This is a genomic window from Streptomyces sp. NPDC004327 (assembly GCF_042873935.1).
Taxonomy (GTDB): Bacteria; Actinomycetota; Actinomycetes; order Streptomycetales; family Streptomycetaceae; genus Streptomyces.
The window spans coordinates 113,783-129,124 of the sequence record NZ_JBIAME010000010.1; the positions used below are offsets into that span (position 1 = coordinate 113,783).

A 15,342-nucleotide genomic window follows, 5' to 3' on the forward strand; every position below is an offset into this window, starting at 1 on the left:
CGGCGACGGCCGGCGGCGACCACCGACCGTCCGGCCGGAGGCCGGCGCAGGCTCCCGAAGCCCGGGAGGCCCCTGGGGCCGAGCGGTGCGAGGGGGCCGGACAGGGGGCGGGGCCGATGTGCGAGGGCGGGGGTCAGGCGAACGTGACGATCATCGAGCGGCTCTGACGGCGACGGCCGGCGGCGACCACCGACCGTCCGGCCGGAGGCCGGCGCAGGCTCCCGAAGCCCGGGAGGCCCCTGGGGCCGAGCGGTGCGAGGGGGGCCGGACAGGGGACGGGGCCGATGTGCGAGGGCGGGGGCCAGGCGAACGTGACGATCATCGAGCGGCTGTAGGGCGCGTACTCGTACGCGTGCGAGTACGAGTGCCAGTACGAGTACGAGTACGAGCGCGGCCCGCTGCGGGCCGCGCCCGTACGTACGGGACCGGTCAGCCGACCAGGCGCTCGCGCAGCGCGGCCAGCGTGCGCAGGTCCAGGCCCAGGCCCTCCGTCACGTAGCGGAACAGGCCGCCGTAGCCGGCGCGGACCTCGGCGAGGGCCGTGTCCAGGTACTCCTGGCGGACCTCCTGGAGCGGGACGATCAGGTCCGGGTCCTGCATCATGCCGCTCTGCTTCAGGCCCTCGCGCACCCGGGCGTCGTAGGCGGCGCGGAAGGTGTTGGAGGCCAGGTAGTCGTCGGTGGCGGCGCGCTCGGGCACACCGAGCAGGGTGAGCAGCAGCCAGCTCTCCCAGCCGGTGCGGTCCTTGCCTGAGGTGCAGTGGTAGAGCACCGGGGCGGCGCCGGGTGCGGCCAGTTCGCGCAGGGTGGTGCCGAGCTGCTCGCGGTTGGCGGCGCTGGTGACGAAGGTGCGGTACACCTCGGTCATGAAGGCCGCCGCCCGGCCGCCGCCGAGCATCTGCTCCTGCCGGACCGGGTCGCGCGAACCGATCGCGGCGAGCAGCTGCCCGTACAGGCCGTTGTCCGTGACCGGCCGGGAGACGCCCAGGACGCCGGCCGGCAGCCGGTCCGCGCCGTCATACCGCACTTCCAGCGGGATCCGGAAGTCGATCACCCGGCCGAGGCCGAGCCCGCCGAGCACGGCCACGTCGGCGTCGGTCAGCTTGCCGAGGTGGTCGCCGCGGTGCACCAGCCCGTACCGGACCCGCCTGCCGTCGTACGTGCCGTGACCGCCCAGGTCACGGACGTTGACCGCGCCCTGGAGCGGGATCAGGCGGATGGCGTTCGCGGTGGGGGTCCCGGGCCGGGAACGGGGCCGGGCCAGGGCGGGCGGGGCGGCGAGCGCCAGGAGACCGGCGGCGCCGGCGGTGCTCAGCAGGGCGCGTCTGGACAGCGCGCGTCCCGGCAGCGGGTGTCTCGGCAGCGGCATGGCTGACTCCCTTACGAGGAGGGAAGGGTACGGAGCACGTGCGCGGCCTCGGACATGATCCGGGTGACGAGTTCCGCGCAGCTCGGCAGGTCCTCGATCACCCCCGCGACCTGTCCGGAGGCCATGACGCCGAGGTCGGTGCGGCCCTCGACCATGGAGGCCTTCAGGAGCATCGGGGTGTTCGCGGCGAGCAGGACCTGGCTCCAGGACAGGTCCTTGCCGTGGCGCATCGCGAGACCGTCCCGGACCATCGCCGGCCAGGAGAGCCCGGAGAGCCTGCGGAAGCCCGCCGCCCGGCGCACGGCCTGTGCCAACGCCCGTACCCGGCCCGCCTTTTCGAGTGCGGCGACCATCTCGGTGCGCAGCATGCGGTGCGGCAGGCCGTCGACGGCGGTGGTGACGGTGACGTCCTTGACGGTCGCCGCCAGGTACTTCGCCTTGACCGCGTCGGGCACGGTCGAGTCGGAGGTGAGCAGGAAGCGGGTGCCCATCGCGACGCCCGCCGCGCCGTAGGCGAGCGCGGCGACGAGGCCGCGCCCGTCGTGGAAGCCGCCGGCCGCGATCACCGGGATGCCGACGGCGTCCACGACCTGCGGCAGCAGCACCGTCGTCGCCACCTCGCCGGTGTGCCCGCCGCCCTCGCCGCCCTGCACGACGACCGCGTCCGCGCCCCACGCGGCGACCTTCTCGGCGTGCCGGCGCGCCCCGATGGACGGGATGACGACGACACCGGCGTCCTTCAGCTCGGCGATCAGCGCGCGGGAGGGCGCGAGCGCGAAGGAGGCGACCCGGACGCCCTCCTCGACGATGATCCTGACCCGTTCGCGCGCGTCGCCCGCGTCGGCGCGCAGATTGACCCCGAAGGGCCGGCCGGTGCGGGACTTCACCTCCCGTACCGCGGCGCGCAGTTCGTCGACGGTCATGGTGGCGGAGGCGAGGATGCCGAGCGCGCCGGCGTTCGCGGTGGCGGAGACGAGCCGGGGCCCGGCGACCCAGCCCATGCCGGTCTGGACGAGGGGGTGGCGGACGCCGACGAGCCTGGTGAACGCGGTCTCCATGCCGGCGGTCTCCATCAGCCCCTGACCTCGCGGTTCCGGAGACCCTGCGGGTCGACGACCTCGCGGATCAGGCGCAGTTCCTCGGCGTTCGGCTCCCTCGTCGTCGGCACCTCGCCCTCGACGGCCAGCTCGAAGCCGGTCGCCGCGCGGACGTCCGCCACGCTCACGCCCGGATGCACGGACGCGAGCCGCATCCGGTGGTCGGGCGTCGCGAAGTCGAGCACGGCGAGGTCGGTGACGACCCGGGGCAGGTGGTGGTACGGGCCGGTGGCGTGGTCGTAGCCGACGCCGCTGATCATGTCGACGCGCTCGACGAAGACGCGCGGCGAATGCCTGGGGATCCAGTAACTCACCGGATTGTTGAGGGTGTTGACGGGTGCGCCGCGCACGCCCAGGAGCTGGCGGGCGGGCCGCTGCCAGTCGCCGATGCAGGAGATGTTCTGGTTGCCGTAGCGGTCGATCTGGCTGGCGCCCATCATCACGTGCCGTCTTCCGCCGGTGACCATGGTCAGGTGCCTGCGGTACGGCAGCCAGCCCTCGGGCCGCCCGTCGAGGCCGACGAGCATCGCCTCGCCGTCGGTGAGGAGCAGGTCGGGGGAGAAGGTCCGCTTGGCGAGGCGGGCGCCGAGGGCGGGGATCAGGCCCATGGGGCTGGCGAGCACCTCGCCGTTGTCGCGCCACGCCTCGGCGCAGGCGATCACGCAGTACTCGGCGCGGGTGACGGTCGGGTCCGGGGCCGCTTCCGGGGTCGTCTCCGTGGTCACTTCGGCTGCTCCGTCCGCTCGTCGCGCCAGGCGCGCACGGCGGCCTGGTAGTCGTCCTCGCTCTTGCCGGACAGGAAGCGTTCGGCGAACTCGGGCCAGGGGGTGGTCGCGTAGAGCTTCTGGAAGGGCTCGTCGCGGTCGTGGTCGGGGACGCAGGAGGTGAAGTGGGCGCCGTTCGGGGTCGCGACGACGCCGGTGACGCTGTGCCGGGAGACGAGCAGGGACTGCGGCACGGTGTCCGGGCCGAAGGACTCGACGATCCGTTCGCAGGAGACGTACGCGGTGTCGGCGGCCTCGCAGAACAGGTCGTCGAAGTACGGGTCGGGGCCGAGGTACTGGCCGTTGCCGAGGCGGTCGGCGCGGTTGAGGTGGACGAGGGCGGCGTCCATGCGGAGCGCGGGCACGGCGACGAACTCCTCGCCGTCCTCGTACGGGGAGGTGACCGTCCGCAGGCCCGGGTTGACGCGCATCACGTCGGAGCCGAGGCCGGCCCGCACGGGCAGGAACGGCAGCCGGTTGGCGGCGGCGTGCAGGCCCCACATGAACATGGCCTCGTCGAGTTCGGTGAGCTCGAAGGCGGCGCGCTCGCGGGCGGCCCGGAAGTGCGGTTCGAGGGGGATGGAGTCGAGGGTCGCGAAGGGTGCGACGAGGCGGCGGATCCGGCCGGCGGCGGCGAGCAGGCCCACGTCGGGGCCGCCGTAGGAGACCACGGTGAGATCGGTGATCTCGGATCGGAGTAGCGCTCTGACCAGGGCCATCGGCTTGCGCCGGGAGCCCCAGCCGCCGATGCCCAGCGTCATCCCGGAGCGCAGGCGGGCCACCACGTCCTCGGGCGTCATGGTCTTGTCGGTCACCGGTCCGCACCGTCCCTTCCGAAGCCGTTGCGGACCCGGTCGGCGACGCCGCTCAGGTTGGCCTCGAAGGTGAAGCCCTGCTCGTAGCGGTAGCTGCGGCGCACGTCGACGGGATCGATGCCGTTGATGGCGGCCTTGGCGAGCCGGATGAGGGTGCCGTCCTTCGCCGCGATCTCGGCCGCGAGCTCCAGGGCGGCGGCGCGGAGCCCGTCGCGCGGGACCACCCGCCACACCGAGCCGTGCGCGTGCAGCTCCCGCGCGGTGGCGGTGCGCGAGGTGTAGTACAGCGCGCGCATCAGATGCTGCGGCACCAGCCGGGCGAGATGGGTGGCGGCGCCGAGCGCGCCCCGGTCGAGCTCGGGGAGGCCGAAGACGGCGTCGTCGGAGGCGACGATCGCGTCCGCGTTGCCGACGAGCCCGATGCCCCCGCCCAGACAGAAGCCGCCGACCGCGGCGACGACCGGCACCTCGCAGTCGTAGACCGCCGCGAAGGCCTCCGCGCAGCCGTGGTTGACGGCCACCAGTGAGCCGTGGCCGGGGTCGCGCTGGAGCTCCTTGATGTCGACGCCCGCGTTGAAGCCGCGTCCCTCGGCGGCGAGCACGACGCAGCGGGTCTCCGGGTCGCGCCCGGCGGCGCGGACGGCGTCGGCCAGCTCGTACCAGCCGTGCACGGGAAGGGCGTTGACGGGTGGGAAGTCGACGGTGACGAGTGCGATGCCCTTGTCCGGGCGTGAGGTGGAGACACCCATGAGCGGATCAGCTACCTTTCCACCAAACGTTTGTTAGGTGCAATGGGAGGAAGGTAGCAGCCGATGGAGCTGGACGGGAGGGTCGCCGTCGTCACCGGCGGAACCCGCGGGGTCGGCGCGGGCATCGCCCGGGCCTTCCTGCGGGCCGGGGCCGAGGTCGTCGTCTGCGCCCGCAGACCGCCGGACGGACCGGTCGCGGACGGCGGCCGCGAGGCCGCGTTCCACGCCCTCGACCTGCGCCGGCCCGACGAGGTGGCGGCGTTCTTCGCCGGGGTCGCCGAGCGGTACGGGCGGCTCGACACCCTCGTCAACAACGCGGGCGGCACCCCGTACCGGCTGCTCGGCGAGGGCGGATCGAGCGAGGCCGAACGGCACGCGCGGGTCGTCGCGTTGAACCTCACCGCCCCGCTGACCGTCTCCCTCGCCGCCTACGGGCTGCTGCGCGCGGCCCGCGGCTCGGTCGTCATGATCGGCAGCGTCAGCGGCACCCGCCCCTCGCCCGGCACCGCCGCCTACGGCGCCGCCAAGGCCGGCCTGGAGAGCCTGGCCCGCTCCATGGCCGTCGAATGGGCCCCCGAGGTCCGGGTCAACACCCTGGTCCCCGGCATGGTCCGCACCGAGCTGTCCCACCTGCACTACGGCGACGCGGACGGCATCGCCGCCGTCGGCCGCACCGTGCCGCTCGGCCGGCTCGCCGAACCGTCCGACATCGGCGAGGCCGCCGTCTTCCTCGCCTCCGAACGGGCCGGCTACGTCTCCGGAGCCTCGCTGCTCGTGCACGGCGGCGGGGAGCGCCCCGCCTTCCTCGATGCCGCGACCGTCAACAACTCGACCGTGAAGAAGGAGAACTGACATGGGTCTGTGCGACGGACGCGTGGTGATCGTGACGGGCGCCGGCCGGGGCCTCGGCCGCGCCCATGCCCTGGCCTTCGCCGCCGAGGGGGCGCGGGTCGTCGTCAACGACCTCGGCGTCGGCCTCGACGGCCGGCCCGGCCCCGGGAGCCCGGCCGCCCGGGTCGTCGAGGAGATCCGCGCGGCCGGCGGGCGGGCCGTCGCCCATGGCGGCGACATCGCCACGGAGGAGGGCGCCGCCTCGCTCGTGCGGACCGCCCTGGACGCCTTCGGGCGGCTCGACACCCTCGTCAACAACGCCGGTTTCCTGCGCGACCGGATGCTCGTCAACCTCGGCGAGGACGACTTCGATGCCGTCCTGCGGGTCCATGTGAAGGGCCACTTCCTGCCGCTGCGGCAGGCCGCGGCGCACTGGCGCGCCGAGGCGAAGGCGGGACGCCCGGTCGCCGCACGCGTCGTCAACACCACCTCCGGCGCCGGGCTGCTCGGCAGCGTCGGGCAGGGCAACTACGCCGCCGCCAAGGCCGGGATCGTCGGGCTCACCCTGGTCGCGGCGGCCGAGATGGGCCGGTACGGCGTCCAGGTCAACGCCATCGCGCCCGCCGCCCGGACCCGGATGACCGAGCAGGCCTTCGCGGGGCTCGCCGCGCTGCCCGAGGACGTCTCGCCGCTGGTCGTCTGGCTCGGCTCGGCCGCCTCCGCCGGGGTGAGCGGGCGGGTCTTCGAGGCGGAGGGCGGCCGGCTCACGGTCATGGAGGGCTGGCGCCCCGGCCCCACCGCCGACAAGGGCGCCCGCTGGACTGCGGCCGAGGCGGGCGAGGCGGCGCTCGAGCTGCTCGCGCAGGCGGAGGTGCCGCGGCCCGTCTACGGTTCCGGGGACGCCTCGCCGGCGTGACCGGCAGGGCGCCCGCTAGCGGGTGAGGCGGCGGGTGGCCTCGCGCTGCCGGGTGGAGGCGCCGACCAGGAAGCGCAGCACGACGCGCAGCTCATCGTCGGTGAACTCCTCGTAGAGCTCGTGCACTTCGCGGGACCAGTCGGCCATCAGGGGTGCGAACTCCGCGAGCTTCTCGGGTCGCGGCTCCACCAGCACCCGGCGCTTGTCCGTCGGGTGCTTCACCCTGCGCACGAAGCCCTTGCGCTCCAGGCGGTCGACGAGCCCGGTGATGGAGGCGGGGGCGAGCCCGGAGCGCTCGGCCAGCTCCTTCGCGGTGAGCGCACCGTGCCGTTCGAGGAGGTCGAGCGTCTTGGTCTCGCTCGCCCCGAGGTCGTACCTGGCCGCCACGGCGGAGTGGAAGGCGACGGAGGCCGCGCTGTTGTCACGGCCCGCGGTGTTGAGCGCGGCGATGATCTCGGCCCGGCTGTTCAGCACGCCGCTGTCGCTCCTCTTCGCGGTGGTCATGGGGGAAGCCTAGCAATATTTATTTAGTTCGGCCGAACGAAAGACTTGCGGGGCGGTGGTGTGCGTGGAACTATTTCGTTTGGCCGAACGAAATAAATCCGAGCCGTTCCGAGGAGCCCGCGATGACCACGCTCACCACCGCCCCGCCGGACGCCGCAGAGGCGCCCCATCCGCGCCGCTGGGCCGCTGCCTACGTGATGACGGCCGCCGCCCTGATGGACCTGGTCGACGGCACCATCGTCAACGTCGCCCTGCCGTCGATCGGCCGCGACATCGGCGCCTCCGCGAGCGCCCTGCAGTGGACGATCTCCGCCTATCTGCTGGGCTTCGCCGCCACCCTGATCGTCGCCGGGCGGCTCGGCGACCGCTACGGCCGCAAGGCCCTCTTCCTCGCCGGGACCGCCGGCTTCGGCCTCGCCAGCCTCGCCTGCGGCCTCGCCCAGACCCCCGCCCAGCTGGTCGCGGCGCGCGCCGTGCAGGGCGTGGCCGCGGCGGTCCTGATGCCACAGGTGCTCGGCTCCTTCCACAGCCTCTTCCAGGGGCGGGAGCGCGGGAAGGTCTTCGGCGTGTACGGCGCCGTGGCCGGCTTCGCCTCCGCGGTCGGGCTGCTGCTCGGCGGCGTGCTCACCGACGCCGACCTCTTCGGGCTCGGCTGGCGCGCGGTCTTCCTCGTCAACGTCCCCGTCGCCGTGCTCACCCTCGCCGCCGCGGTCGTCCTCGTCCCCGCCACCCGCGAGCGGGCCGCGGCCCGGCCGCCCTTCCTCGGCAGCCTCGTCCTCGCCGCCGGACTCGTCGCGATCGTCCTCCCGCTCGTCCAGGGCCGCAGCAACGGCTGGCCGCTGTGGGGCTGGCTGCTGCTCGCCGGCGGCGTGGCGGCCGTCGCCGCCCTGGGTGTGCGCGGGTCCGTGCTGCCCGGCCGGGCCTTCCGCCTGGCCGCCTTCTCCTACGGTCTCGCCGTCCAACTCCTCTTCTCCCTCGGCATGCAGGGCTTCTTCCTGGTCTTCGTGATCTGGCTGCAGGGCGGCCAGGGCTACACCCCGCTGCAGGCCGGCGTCCTGATGGTCGCCTTCTCGGCCGGTGGCTTCGTCACCGCTCCGGTGGCCGTGCCGCTCGCGCTGAAGGCCGGGCGGTTCGTCCTCGCGGCCGGTGCCCTGCTGATGGCCGGCGGCTACGGCTGGACCTGGTACGCCATGACCCACGCCGCGGCCCCCGTCCACACCGCCGCCTGGCCGATGGCCCCCGGCCTCTTCCTCGCCGGCGCGGGCCTGGGCTTCCTGATCGTCCCCCTGGTCGACATCGTCCTGTCCGCCGTCCCCTCCACCCTCGCGGGCGGCGCGTCCGGAGTCTTCTCCACGGCCCAGCAGTTCGGCGGCGCGCTGGGCGCGGCGTCGATCGGCACGCTCTACTTCACCGGTCTCTCCCTGGCCGACGCCCTGCCCTGGGTGGTCGCCGCCTCTCTGGTCACCGCCCTCCTCGCCCTCCGCCTCCCGCGCCACGCCGTCGCCGCCGCCTGACGAGCGCGACGCTGCCGGAACCCGCCCCCGGGGCCACCAGGCCCCGGGGGCGGACCCTTGTCCTACTTCCTGTCGCCGCAGCAGCCCTTGCCGCCACCGCGCCCGCCGCATCCACCGCATCCGCCGCTCCCGCCCTCGTGCGGGCGCGGCCGGGGGTGGTCCTGGTCCTGGCCGTCGTGGGGGCGATCCGGACGGTGCGGTCCGTGCGGGTCATGCGGGTCGTGCGGTCCGTGCGGGTGGTCGCCGCAGGGGTGGTCGTGGGGCGGGCGGACGAGGCAGCGGCACAGCGTGCGCAGCAGGGTGTGCAGGCAGTCGCACGCGTCGCCGCCGCCCGGGGTCAGGGGCGTGCCCGGGATCAGGACCGGCGGCCGGCCGGGCTGGGAGACGATGACCCCCGGCGCGCCCGGAGTGCCCGGGACCCAGGTGACGGGGATCGTGTAGCTGCCGTCGCCGTTGTCCCGCACCGGCCCGGTGACCGTGGTGCCCGGGGCGGCGCTGACCGGGAGCGCGTCGGAGCGGCCGGGGCCGAGCTGGTTCCCGTAGCGGTCGCGGGGGACCAGGGTGAGCGTGCCGCCGTCGGGCCCGCCGGCGACCGTGACGCCGGTCTGGCCGGGGTCCACGGAGACGTCGACGTGCACCGTCCACTGCGCCTCGCGGCTGGACGCGCAGCCCTCCCCGTACACCGCCGTGGCGTGGAAGGTGTAGTTGCCCTCCATGGTGAGCAGTTCGGGCAGCGGATTGCCGAACAGGCCGGCCGCTTCGAAGGCGCCGTCCGTGTGCGCCGCGTCGTCGAAGAGCGGGAAGGTGTCGGTGGCGTAGGTGAACAGCGGCTTCCCGGCGGCCTTCTCCAGGGCCCGCAGCGTCGCCTGGCGCGGCGGGATCGTGTCGCCGCCGACGCTCACCGCGGCGCCGAGGCCCGCCTGGGCGAGCAGGTTGCCCGCGCCGGACGTCGGCCGGGTGACCGTGACGTCGACACGGCCGCCGGGCGGGCTGCCGCCCTCCCCGTAGTGCAGGAAGACCTTCGGATTGACGACGTCGCCGGTGTAGAGGCGCGCCGGCATCCGCACCGGGTCGAGCCGCGGCCCGCCCGAGGCCACCACCTGCACGAAGTACCGCAGGTCCACGCCCGGCGGCGGGATCTCGCCGCCGCCCGGCCGGTACACCTGCACCGTCCACTGGCCGTCGCGCTGCTGCCCGTACGGCAGCGGCACCCGCACGAAGCACCACGTCAGACCGGAGGTGGACGACGCGGAGACGTAGTCGCCGGCCGGGGTGCGCAGCGAGATCTGCAGCTCGCCGTCGGGGTTGTCCCAGCCGACGATGACGGTCAGCGCCTCCTCCCCGCACACGTGGAACGGGATCGGGTCGCTGCGCCGGATCGCGGCCGGCATGTCGGCCTCGGGGTCCATCAGGGCGCCCGCCTCGAAGATGTTGCCGAAGGCGAGGCCGAAGAACTTCTTCAGGGCGAGGCCGTTCCCCGCCCGCGTGTACAGCCCGTCGTGGTCCTGGGTGAGCCGGGTGAGCAGCGCCCCGTCGAGGCTGGTCTCGGTGCCGAAGCCGATCGCGTTGACGTCGATGCCGGCCAGGGAGCCCTCCACGTCCGCGATCATCGGCGGCGTGTTCTGCAGGCCGTCGGTGAGCAGCAGGACCGAGCGCGGGTTGGTGCCGGGTGCCGGGAACTGGCCGCGCGCCGCCGCGAGTCCGCCGCCGATGGTGGTCGCGCCGCCCGGCGTGAGCCCGCCGACCACGCCGCCGGTGAACGGCGCCGGCCCGGTGAGCGTGTTCTTGGTGGCGTCGGTGACCGGGGCGAGCGCGAAGTCCACCGGTGAGCTCGCGGTCGTGGAGAACGACACCAGGCCGAGCCGGTTCCCGGTCCCGGCGCGGACCAGTCGCACGAACAGCGAGGCCGCGTCCCTGGCCTCCTCGATCTTGGTGCGGTCGCGGCCGGTCCCGGACTTGTCCTGCATGCTGCCGGAGCGGTCGACGACCACCATCACGTCGCGGTTCACCTGCGGCCCCGGTGGGTTGGCGAGCTGGCCCAGCATGCTGGACGTCGGGTAGTAGTGCAGCAGACAGGCCCTGCCGTTGGAGAGGATGCCGACGATCCTCCCGGAGGAGTCGAAGAGCCCGGAGCCCGAACTGCCGCCCGACACGTCGAAGTCGACGTCGAGCGCCTGGGGCGAGGCCGTCTTGAGCGCGCCGAACGAGGCGTGCGGCGGCGACAGCTTCTTCACCGCGCCGTTGGGGTGGTGCACGCCGAAGACGGACTCGCCGGCCACCGGCAGGTCCGGCCGGACCGGGATCGGCGGGATGCCGAGGCCCGCCGCCGGCACCTTCAGCTGGAGCAGGCAGTAGTCCACCCCGGTGTTCGGGTCGTAGGTGTGCCCGAGGACCTTCACCACCTTGTGGAAGCGCGCCGCGTACCCCGGCGGACGGTTGCCGGCGCAGTCCGTCGCGTAGTCGAAGGTGACCGACGCCGAGGCGGCCTCCGCCGCGACGTCCTCCAGGCAGTGGCCGGCCGTCAGCACCACGTTCGGCTCGATGAGCGTCACCGAGCACGTCGACAGCTCGGCCCCGCTGACCATCATGATCATTCCGACGCTCTTCGCCACCCGGGCGCGCACGTCCGCCGCGGGTGTCGCGCACGCCGCGTTCTCCCAGTTCGGCGGCGTGCGGCAGAACCAGAACGGGTCGTACTTCGGCTCCGTGTAGACCGCCTCGCCGAGAAACGGGTCGCTGTTGGAGAACGCGGTCGGATCCTGCTTGCCCGCGTGCCGCTCCCCGCGCGCGTATCTGTCGAGGGTCGCGCCGCCCGTGGTCGCGCCGTCCGTCACGTAACGGATCGGCACCCGGCCCGCCGGGAACGCGTACACGTTCACCGGGCGGCTCCAGAACTCCGGCCCGTCGGCGGACGTGAACACGTCCTTCCCGTAGCCGAGGTCGACCTCCAGGCGGTTGTTCGCCGGCAGGCTCACCCCGCTGAAGTGCAGGACGACCAGCTTGGTGCCGGAGGGTGCGGGGACCCATGGGAAGTCGAACTCCCAGGTGCCGGGCGAGGTCGGCGGGGCTCCCGAAGCGGGCCCTACGGTGACCGGGGGAGACAGCGTCTGCACCGTACCGGTGATGTGGGACATGGCCTCTCCTGAGGTGGTGGCGACTGCCCGCCGGTTGCCGGCGCTCGCCGACGGTGGGCATGACGAAACGTACCCCGGTCGCTACTCTCCGTAATCACCCCTGGTGGGGGCGTGAAGGGGCACGCGAAGCGCCCGGTGAGCGCCCCGCGCCGCTTTCCCGGCCGGCGGACACCCGCGCTCCCCCCGCACCTCGCCCCCGGCCCGCCCCCGACGGCACGGCATCCGTCAGCGGCACCGGGGAGCGGTCCACTCCAGACGGGTCCTGATCCGCGGATCCGGCACGTGTTCCAGGGCGGCCAGGGCCGTCTCGCGGGCCGGGCCCTCCGGGTCGCCGTCGGCCAGGATCCGGGCCAGGGCGTCCACCGCACGCGGATCCTGACGGATCGCCAGGCCGCGGGCGGCCTCGGCGGCGGTCTCCGGGTCCGGGTCGGCGAGCCGCGCCGCCAGGGCCTCCCGCACCACCGGTGTGTCGTCGGCAAGCTCGCCGAGCGCGAGCGTCGCCCAGTCCCGCACCCGCGGATCGGGATCCCGGCTCAGGCCCACCAGTGCCGCGACCGCCGCCGTGTCGCCGGCGGGCACCAGGCCGGCGAGCGCGGCGCCCACCTGCCGCCGCACCTCCGCGTCCGGATGCCCGGCGAGGGCGAGCAGTACCGGTACGGCGCCGCCGTCGCCGCACGCCCCCAGCGCGGTCACGACGGACAGCGCGGGCTCCCGCTCCGGCTCGCGTTCGCCCGAGGCGACCTCCGCGGCGAGGCGGCGCAGCACCGGCACCGCGCTCGCCGCGTACCCGGGCAGCGCGGCGAGCACCTGGGCGCCCAGCGCGCGGCGCAGCGGCTCCGGGCCGGCGCACCAGGCCGTGGCGGTGACGAAGGCGGCCTCGGCGGGCCGGGCCGCGAGCGCGGCGACGGCGGTGGTCCAGTCGGCGTGGCCGGGTACGCCGCAGCGCAGCGCGCGTTCCGCGAGTTCCCCGGCCGGCGCGGGCTCGCCGAGGGCGCCCTCCAGGAGGGTGGCGATCGCGGCGTGGGAGGTCTGGCGCTCGTCGCCGTGGCTCGGCGCGCCGTCCTCCCGCAACAGCTCGACGACCACGGTGATCCCGCCGTCCTCGGGCACCCGCCGCACCACCGCCTCGTACGTCTCCCCGGCGCCCCGGCTCTCCACGAGCCCGCGCCGCAGCACCGCCGCCATGTCGGCGCCGATCCACCGCCGCGCCTCGGCGAGCGCCGCCGTGACGGCCGCCGGATCGCGCCCCGCGCCGTGGTCGAGCAGGGCCCGGACGAGCGAGGCCGAGCCGCGCCGGGCGGCGGCGGTCAGCGGGTCGAGCCCGTCCGGGCCCGGCCGCGTGGGATCGGCTCCGGCGTCGAGCAGGGCCCGCGCGGCCCCGGTGTGCCCGAGCCGTACGGCCCAGGCGAGCGCGGTGTAGGCGTACGCCTCCTCCTGGTCCGGGTCCGCACCGGCCGCGAGCAGCGCCCGGACGACCTCGGTGTGGCCGCCGCACGCGGCCCCGCACAGCGGCAGGTCGCCCTCGTCCGCGCCGCTCGGGCGGCCCGGGTCGGCGCCGGCGGCGAGCAGCAGGCGGACGGCGACCGGCTGGTTCCCGACGGCCGCGCGGTAGAGCGGGGTCTCACCGTCGGCGTCGCGCTCCTCGGGGCCGGCGCCCTCCCGCAGGGCCCGCACCACCCCGTCGTCGTCCCCGGTCCACAGCGCGTCGAACAGCTTGCTCATGCGCCGACCCTCACCCGAACGACCCGAATGGCGCAAATGCCCACGCTCTTCGGGGATCACGGCCCTCGGGGATTACGGCGCGCACTCCAGGACCGTCCGGCACACCCCGCAGCGGGCCTTCACCCGCCGGGCCCCGCTCACCCGCAGCCGCTGCCCGCACACCGGGCACGGGAAGACGCCGTCCCCGCCCCGGGCGAGCCGCCGGGCGACCCGGCCCGCGCCCGCGAGCGGCGGCCGGCGCCAGTCGCGGGCGGCCTCCTCGCGGCCCCGCTGCCACGCCTCGTACGCCACCGGGCTGGTGAACCACGGCGAGGGGTCCTCGTGGAACACCTCGGACCGCTTGGCGAGCACGTAGCCGAACTCCTCCGGCGTGAGATAGCCGAGCTTCTGCCCCGTCAGCCGGTCCTGCCGGAAGGCGTCGAGGAGCAGCCAGCCCGCGCCGAGGTAGGTGGTGACGACGTCGGTGAGGATCTCGTTCTCGGCGGTCGTGGGGAAGGACAGGCCGAGACGGTGCAGCAGGACGTGGGTGACCTCGTGGGCGAGGACGGCGCCGATGTCCTGGCGGTGGACGCGGAAGCGGTCGTTGAGCTCGACGAAGTACTCGGGGCCCGCCGACAGTTCGACGCTGCCGGCGTGCTCCATCGCGCGGAAGGCCACCACCATCCGGGCCTCCGGCAGCCGCAGGTGCCGGACCAGGGCGCGGGCGGCGCGCTGGGCGCCGAGGTGCAGACCGTCCTCGGCCGCGCCGAGGGCGTCGACGGCGACGTCGGAGGCCGGGAGGCTCAGCTCGTAGCGCCGGACGCCGTCGGGGGAGAGCCGCCGGTAGAGGGCGGTGATCGACGCCCGGACCGTGTCGAGGTGCGGGAACCCGCGGACGACGCGGGAGACTGCATCGCTGTGCGGCACGTACGGCATGCCCGACCACCCCCTGCCGTCCAGGGTACGGCCGGGGGCTCCGCGTGCTCCTCGTCCTCCATCTGCCCATCTGGCCGAAAAGGCGTGCTTGTGACGCCTGTCGGGCGCTCCTCATAATCCGGAACGTCTTGACGGGCTCATGCCATCAAGATCACCCCCCCATGAAAGAAGGCAGTGGTATGCAGCAGAAGAAGAACCGGCTGGTCCGCGTCCTGCAGCAGCTCGCCGCGACCGGCGCGGTCGCCCTCGCCGCGCTCAGCCTCCAGCCCACCACCGCGTCCGCCGCGCCCGCGCCGGTCGTCGGCGGCACCCGCGCCGCCCAGGGCGAGTTCCCCTGGATGGTCAGGCTCTCCATGGGCTGTGGCGGCTCCCTGATCTCCCCTCAGGTCGTCCTCACCGCCGCGCACTGCGTCAGCGGCTCCGGTGCCAACACCAGCATCACCGCCACCGCCGGCGTCGTGGACCTCCAGTCGGCCAGCGCCATCAAGGTCCGCTCGACCAAGGTCTACCAGGCCCCCGGCTACAGCGGGCAGGGCAAGGACTGGGCCCTCATCAAGCTCGCCTCGCCCATCACCAGCCTGCCGAACCTCAACATCGCCGACACCACCGCCTACAACAACGGCACCTTCACCGTCGCCGGCTGGGGCGCCACCACCGAGGGCGGCGGACAGCAGCGCTACCTGCGCAAGGCGACCGTCCCGTTCGTCTCCGACGCCGACTGCCAGTCCGCGTACGGCAGCTCCCTCGTCCCCGGCGACGAGATCTGCGCCGGCTTCAACCAGGGCGGCGTCGACACCTGCCAGGGCGACTCCGGCGGCCCGATGTTCCGCAAGGACAACAACGGCGCCTGGATCCAGGTCGGCATCGTGAGCTGGGGCGAGGGCTGCGCCCGGCCCGGCTACCCCGGCGTCTACTCCGAGGTGTCCACCTTCGCCAAGGACATCCGCGCGGCCGCGGCTGCTCTGTAGCGGCTCGGTTCACCCCCCGGGCGCTTCTGCGCGTGCCGACGGCCG

The 15,342-nt window shown here is 74.5% G+C and carries 13 protein-coding genes; 4 read left to right on the plus strand and 9 right to left on the minus strand.

Annotated features, from left to right (window positions below; translation table 11 throughout):
* Positions 1-429 precede the first annotated feature (429 nt).
* Genes ACFYU9_RS30600 through ACFYU9_RS30620 form a run of 5 tightly spaced genes read right to left on the minus strand, consistent with a single transcriptional unit; the run spans position 430 to position 4,793 of the window.
* Positions 430-1,368 (minus strand): tyrosine-protein phosphatase, encoded by a 939-nt coding sequence (locus ACFYU9_RS30600; RefSeq protein ID WP_389346872.1) that lies wholly within the window; start codon positions 1,366-1,368, stop codon positions 430-432.
* Positions 1,369-1,379: 11 nt separating this feature from the next.
* Positions 1,380-2,426 carry an NAD(P)H-dependent flavin oxidoreductase gene (locus ACFYU9_RS30605; RefSeq protein ID WP_389347062.1) on the minus strand — a complete coding sequence of 349 codons (1,047 nt, stop codon included), beginning with the start codon at positions 2,424-2,426 and terminating at the stop codon, positions 1,380-1,382.
* Between the two features lie 14 nt (positions 2,427-2,440).
* Positions 2,441-3,190, minus strand: coding sequence for a CoA-transferase subunit beta (locus ACFYU9_RS30610; protein ID WP_389346874.1), 750 nt, complete (start codon positions 3,188-3,190; stop codon positions 2,441-2,443).
* Entirely contained in the window at positions 3,187-4,044 is an 858-nt protein-coding gene (locus ACFYU9_RS30615; protein WP_389216361.1) for a CoA transferase subunit A, read from the minus strand. The genes ACFYU9_RS30610 and ACFYU9_RS30615 overlap by 4 nt, the downstream gene beginning before the upstream one ends.
* Positions 4,041-4,793: an enoyl-CoA hydratase family protein gene (locus ACFYU9_RS30620; RefSeq protein ID WP_389346875.1), complete on the minus strand. Its 753-nt coding sequence runs from the start codon at positions 4,791-4,793 to the stop codon at positions 4,041-4,043. The genes ACFYU9_RS30615 and ACFYU9_RS30620 overlap by 4 nt, the downstream gene beginning before the upstream one ends.
* 63 nt (positions 4,794-4,856) lie before the next feature.
* Here ACFYU9_RS30620 and ACFYU9_RS30625 point away from each other — a divergent pair, with 63 nt between their 5' ends.
* Both ACFYU9_RS30625 and ACFYU9_RS30630 read left to right on the plus strand, forming a co-directional pair.
* Entirely contained in the window at positions 4,857-5,645 is a 789-nt protein-coding gene (locus tag ACFYU9_RS30625; RefSeq protein ID WP_389216367.1) for an SDR family oxidoreductase, read from the plus strand.
* Between the two features lies 1 nt (position 5,646).
* A complete protein-coding gene (locus ACFYU9_RS30630; RefSeq protein WP_389346877.1) occupies positions 5,647-6,540 on the plus strand; it encodes an SDR family oxidoreductase in 894 nt (297 codons plus the stop codon).
* Between the two features lie 15 nt (positions 6,541-6,555).
* On the opposite strand, the gene ACFYU9_RS30635 is transcribed toward ACFYU9_RS30630, so the two are convergent.
* On the minus strand, positions 6,556-7,044 hold the full coding sequence (locus tag ACFYU9_RS30635; RefSeq protein WP_389216372.1) for a MarR family winged helix-turn-helix transcriptional regulator: 489 nt from the start codon (positions 7,042-7,044) through the stop codon (positions 6,556-6,558).
* 122 nt (positions 7,045-7,166) lie between these two features.
* Between ACFYU9_RS30635 and ACFYU9_RS30640 the strand changes: the two genes are divergently transcribed.
* On the plus strand, positions 7,167-8,558 hold the full coding sequence (locus ACFYU9_RS30640; protein WP_389346881.1) for an MFS transporter: 1,392 nt from the start codon (positions 7,167-7,169) through the stop codon (positions 8,556-8,558).
* 62 nt (positions 8,559-8,620) lie between these two features.
* On the opposite strand, the gene ACFYU9_RS30645 is transcribed toward ACFYU9_RS30640, so the two are convergent.
* The 3 genes from ACFYU9_RS30645 to ACFYU9_RS30655 all read right to left on the minus strand — a co-directional run bounded on the left by ACFYU9_RS30645 (position 8,621) and on the right by ACFYU9_RS30655 (position 14,329).
* Positions 8,621-11,692, minus strand: coding sequence for a trypsin-like peptidase domain-containing protein (locus ACFYU9_RS30645; RefSeq protein WP_389346883.1), 3,072 nt, complete (start codon positions 11,690-11,692; stop codon positions 8,621-8,623).
* A 225-nt stretch (positions 11,693-11,917) separates the two neighbouring features.
* Entirely contained in the window at positions 11,918-13,414 is a 1,497-nt protein-coding gene (locus tag ACFYU9_RS30650) for an ankyrin repeat domain-containing protein (RefSeq protein ID WP_389346885.1), read from the minus strand.
* A gap of 72 nt (positions 13,415-13,486) precedes the next feature.
* Positions 13,487-14,329: a hypothetical protein gene (locus tag ACFYU9_RS30655; RefSeq protein ID WP_389346887.1), complete on the minus strand. Its 843-nt coding sequence runs from the start codon at positions 14,327-14,329 to the stop codon at positions 13,487-13,489.
* A 179-nt stretch (positions 14,330-14,508) separates the two neighbouring features.
* Between ACFYU9_RS30655 and ACFYU9_RS30660 the strand changes: the two genes are divergently transcribed.
* Entirely contained in the window at positions 14,509-15,297 is a 789-nt protein-coding gene (locus ACFYU9_RS30660) for a S1 family peptidase (RefSeq protein ID WP_389216386.1), read from the plus strand.
* The last annotated feature ends 45 nt before the right edge of the window (positions 15,298-15,342 follow it).